Genomic DNA, 5516 nt, shown 5'->3' with positions numbered 1-5516 from the left:
TTCTAATAAATTTTGTTAACCTAAATAATGGCTAACACTTGATTGATTTTGAAAATTATTCAAAAAAATACCTAAAAAAATCACAAATATCAAAAATAGTTTTGCATTTATTGATTTCTAAACCTAAAATCCCTTTGGATTTATATAAACCAACCCATCTTCTAACAACCGATTTATCAATACCAATTTCTCTGGAAATAGAACAATAAGATTAATGATGATGGGTGTACTTTAAAAATTGTTCAATTTTAAATTCTGATATAAAACTTCTTTTTTTTATAATAAAAATACCCCAAATAGTGTCTAACTTTTTGGGGCATGTTCATTAGTTTGGGGCTTTTACTATAAGATCTAAAACTTTACTTCACAATCAAGAACTCTGAACGTCTGTTTTGAGCGTGTTGCTCTTCTGTACAATTTGCACCACAATCAACTTTTGGCTCTAACTCTCCCATTCCTTTGCCAGAAATTCTGCTAGCATCAATTCCTTTTGAAATGATGTATTGAACAGTTGATTTAGCTCTTCTATCTGATAATGACAAATTGTATTTATCACTTCCTCTATTATCGGTGTGCGATTTAGACATGATTACCAACTTATCGTTGTTTTTCATGACTTGAACTAATTTATCTAACTCAAAAGCACCTTCTTGTGTGATGTTGCTTTTGTCGTATTCAAAGAAAATTGGTTTTAAAATAATTTCAGTTTCTGTAACGATAACGTCGATTGGTTGTATGGCCGCATCTATTTTAACTGTTGGTCCTTTACTTTTAGTTACTGCAAAAGTATTGCCTTCATAACCATCTTTTGACGCTTGAACTACGTATGGTTTATCACATTCTACATTGTATTTTACTTCCCCTTTTGCGTTCGACATTTCGGTAGCTATGACATTTCTCTTATCATCAAGGATGGAAACAGTTGCGTTGGTCAAAATAGCTCCCGTTTTAGCATCGGTAACTACCGTTAAAACATCTACACTACAAACTGGGATCGCACCAAAGATATCATCATTCCCATTTCGATTACTGGAAACAAATCCAACCTTTTTACTTTCATTGAATGTGAATGCAAAATCATCTTTTTCAGAATTTACTGGTTTCCCTAAATTACTAGCTTCACCACTTGTCAAATCAATTTGAAATACATCCAAACCACCTAAACCAGGTCTTCCGCTTGAAGCAAAGTATAAGGTTTTGTTGTCGTCTGCAATAAATGGAAAGCTCTCGTTACCTTCAGTATTTACTTTGTTACCTAAGTTTTGTGGCTCTCCATAAGTCCCATCTGCATTTACAGCAACTTTCCAAATATCTACTCCACCAATACTTCCTGGTCGGTCTGAAGAAAAATATAAGGTCTTACCGTCTCTGCTTAAACTTGGATTACTCGTTGAAAATTCTTTGCTATTGAATGGTAAAGAAGTAATATCTCCCCATGAATCTCCATTCTTTGTGGCTTTGAAAAGATTGTTTCGTCCCAATTTCAGTTTATTGGCTTTATCTTTTTCAAAAGAGCTTTCTCTAAAACTATCACTAGTAAAATAAACCGTATTCCCATCGGTACTCATGGTAAGTGGACCGTCATGATATTTTGAATTTATTGAACTAACTCCAATGACATTTGTAATTGTTCCGTCTGTATTATAATCGGCTCTGTAAATGTCTAAAAACGGCTCGTCAGTCCAACCATAACTCTTTCTAGCGGTGTTTCTGGCGCTTGTAAAATACAAACTGGTATCATAAAGAACAGCTCCAAAATCTGATTTATCACTACTTACGTCTAATAAATTTACGTTATACCTTTTGGTTTTGTCTAATAAAGTCGGTATATAATTAGGATTTGCTTTAAAAGCTTTGGCTCGGTCATCATTTGGTGCAGCTGAAGCAAATTTTTGCATTTGTTTGTTTGCTTCTTCATATTTACCATTGGCTTTCAACATTTGGGCATAACGATAATAGGTCTCTGCATCTTGAGTTGTTTCTGTTGCTCTAGCATACCATTTAACTGCTTCAGTAGTATTGAACATGTTGTAGTAGGTATCGCCTAATTGTTTGTAAACATAACCATCGGCCTTATCGTTTTCAACTAATTTTAAATACTCTTTTGCTGCATCAACATACTCGAGTCTGTTATACAATTTATCGGCTGTTTTGGTAGCAGCATTTTGTGCTGAAACTGTAATGCTTAGTACTACTAAACTTAATGTTATATATAGATTTTTCATTTTTTAGATTGCTTTATGGGTTAAAAATATCTAGGTGATTGGGATACTTTTTTCGAGAAATTGATGTCAAACAAAATCATTACCTCGTGAGAAGCAGGTGTAGCCACATTCAAATCAGAAATAATATGATCGTAGGCATATCCTACTCTCAAACTAGGAGTAATTGCAAAATTTACCATCGCTCCAAAGGAATCTTCTAATCTATAGGTTGCGCCTAATTCTAACTTATCATAAATCATGAAATTTGTCGATATATCAAAAGAAAGTGGTGCATTCACCGAAGATTTAACCATAGCAAATGGCTTGAATTTTAAGTTTGGATTTAAATCAAATACATATCCTCCTGTTAAAAAATAATGCAAGACTTCTGTTCCGTATTGTCTGCCATCAAAGTCTAAATAATTTGATTTTAACATATTGGGCATAGAAAAAGCAACATAATACTTATTTGTGTAATAAAACAATCCCGTTCCTAAATTGAAGAATGTTTCATTTGGATTGCCTTGTCCAAAAACATCATCTCCTAAATCGGGTAAGGTGGAGGAAATGCTGTTGAAATCAATTTTGTGCATCGTTAATCCAGCTTTCAAACCAAAAGCTAGTCGATGTTCTCCTCCTAAATTTAATGTATAAGAGAAATCTCCATAAAAATTATTCTCTTCTACTGGTCCTATCTTGTCAGAAATAACAGAAAGTCCTAAACCTACATTTTTTTCTACTGGGCTATGAAGGAAAAAAGTCCCTGTTGTAGGAGCATCTTCTATCTCAACCCATTGTTTTCTGTATAAAACTCCACCCGAAATACCTTCTTTGGAACCAGCATACGCCGGATTTATAACACTCATGTTATACATATACTGTGTGTAGTGTGGATCTTGCTGTGCTTGTAAATCAGTAAACATCGATAAAGCGACTATGGCAATGATATATATATTTTTCATTTTGTTTGATTTTATTTTGAATGCCATTAATTATTAGATATTTTATAAATCCAACCTGTTTTGGCTGCATCTCCATTATTAAACTCAATTTCATAAAAGTAGGTGCCATCAGGAAGAATATCTCCATTATTGGATTGTCCTATCCATTCATTTTTGTATTGCCCTTTGCTATATACTTTAGTTCCATAGCGGTTATAAATGTTTAGAATATTAACATTTAATGAACTCAAGTCGAAGAATTCATTAGCTCCATCATTGTTTACTGATATCCCTTTTTGAATAGTACATACTATTTTTTGTACTTCATATGGTTCATTTCGTGGACAGCCATTTGCTGGAGTGACAGTAACAGAAAATGTTATAGGCAATTCTTCAACAATTGTTGTTGAATTTAGATATTGAGTTACATTAAATGTGTTTGAATCATTTCCAACGGATTGTTGATTACTGGTTAACCAATTAAAATTTGCTGTGTTAATATCAAAAGTATTGTTTAGAGGTGTAACTTCTAATACAAAATTATTGCTAACACAACTTCCTGTAATCTCAAAATCAATTGTATTTTGCACAGATACTACTAAGTTTTCAGGATTAGCACATTGTCCAGCATTTGGAGTAAATATATAAGTTGATGTACCAGAACTAGAGGTACTTATTGTTGTTGGATTCCATGTTCCTACTATTCCGTTTGAAGATGTTGTGGGTAATACGGGTGCTGTATCACCAACGCAAAGAGCGGGTATTGTATTGAATGTTGGAACTACAGGTGAATTTATGGTAATAGGTAGGGATATAGTTTTAGTTGCACAGCCGAAGTTAACTATTGCCTGAACAAGAAAAGTACCGGTGCCTGAAAAGATATGATTGGGTGAAAAAAGAGTAGAAGTGTTATTGGAGCCACTGTTTGGGTCACCGAAGTTCCAAGCAATAGAAACTATGTCAGATGTGCTCTGTACGCTGAATGGAATGGAATTAAGCAGGCATAAATCTGAAGGATTAACTATAGACGCTGAGAAGACGCTATCGGGCAATACATAAATCAACTGCGGTAATGTTGTCATCGTTCTAACATTAGGGAAAGGCAGCTGTGTTATTGGTCCTATGGATGCCGCTGGATTATTCGGGTTATCTATCTGATATACTAATGGACTTCTGACAACATATAATTTTCCATTTGGGCCTATTTGCGGCATACCGTAAATTCCTGCATTGGGAGTGGTAATTTCCGTTGCAGATGCTAGTATATTTGCAGCATTGTTTGATGAAATATCAAACTGATAAAAAAAATTATCTGAGGTGGCATACAGGTACTGACCACTTGGGGAGAAGTCGAATTTTTTTAACAGATCGGAATTAGGTATCGGAAAGGGTATATTGAGAGGATTGCTAACTATTCCGCTAGTTGCATCAAAATCGAATAGCTTAATCCCATAAGTTCCGCCACTTTCAGATGTTGTTACTAGTTTGGTACCCTGAGGATTGATTCTAAACCAAGATGTATCTGTATTTATTGGGCTGATAATGGGAGTTGTGTTAATACCTGACGCGTTTACTTCGAATGCTGCAATGCTCAACCCGGTTTGATCGCCAGTTAATATCCAGTAACCATCTTGCGTGCTTTTGGGATAGACTTGAATGCACTCTGATTGGTTTTGATAAAGAAAAATACTTTTTTGACCCGGTATGATATCGCCGAGCCCGTTATTCAATACCATGTCCACCACTGAATATTTAACACCTTCGTATCCAATCTCACGGTCACCGACCGTAAAGATATAATATTTCGAACAGGACCCAGGTACAGGAACAATAACTGCTCCGGTTACCGAAGACAGGTAGGTACTCCCTCCCAGTTCACTGCCATTGGGCATCGGTTGATTTTGTGCGTTCCATACCGTTTGCCCATCTGTATAAAAGAGTAAGTCACCGGTAATTCGGTCAGCTATGGATGCTGTGCCTTCAACATAACCTCCACTAAAAATTGGTGGGTCGAATGTAGGCAAAGCGGCTCCAGATGGAAATGAAGGTGGAATCGTATTGAAATCAATAGAGGCACCAAATCCAAAACGCCACTGGTTGTTTTGCTTTTGGCTGTATAGTAAACCAAAACAGAATAAAAATGAAACTAATACATTTAATCGAAATCTTTTCATAGTATTTTTTTTGGTAAAATTAAATACTAGGTTACCGTTTTCAAATAAAATAATGTAGTAATAAAGTCTGAAAAGATGTATTTCAGACTTAATAGGCAATAAATACAGCAAAAAATGAAGCTTCCTAAAGTCTTTGTTATTTATGATTCAACATAATTTGGTGGCTAAAAAAACTATTTTTTTCGGATTGCTGCATT

General features: G+C 34.8%; 3 protein-coding genes. All 3 read right to left on the bottom strand.

What is annotated here, in order from left to right:
* Positions 1–359: 359 nt before the first annotated feature.
* The 3 genes from ACIQ2Z_RS12415 to ACIQ2Z_RS12405 are packed head-to-tail and all read right to left on the bottom strand — an operon-like array spanning position 360 to position 5319.
* Positions 360–2225 (bottom strand): OmpA family protein, encoded by a 1866-nt coding sequence (locus ACIQ2Z_RS12415; protein ID WP_396184483.1) that lies wholly within the window; start codon positions 2223–2225, stop codon positions 360–362.
* 20 nt (positions 2226–2245) lie between these two features.
* Positions 2246–3166 carry a type IX secretion system membrane protein PorP/SprF gene (locus ACIQ2Z_RS12410; RefSeq protein ID WP_396184482.1) on the bottom strand — a complete coding sequence of 307 codons (921 nt, stop codon included), beginning with the start codon at positions 3164–3166 and terminating at the stop codon, positions 2246–2248.
* Between the two features lie 26 nt (positions 3167–3192).
* The gene (locus ACIQ2Z_RS12405; RefSeq protein ID WP_396184481.1) at positions 3193–5319 is read right to left on the bottom strand and encodes a gliding motility-associated C-terminal domain-containing protein; all 2127 of its coding nucleotides are present in this window, start codon (positions 5317–5319) and stop codon (positions 3193–3195) included.
* Between the last annotated feature and the right edge of the window lie 197 nt (positions 5320–5516).

Source organism: Flavobacterium sp. (genome assembly GCF_044361015.1).
Taxonomy (GTDB): Bacteria; Bacteroidota; Bacteroidia; order Flavobacteriales; family Flavobacteriaceae; genus Flavobacterium.
Note: the sequence above shows the minus strand (reverse complement) of the source record. Positions and strands in the feature narration are given on the sequence as shown.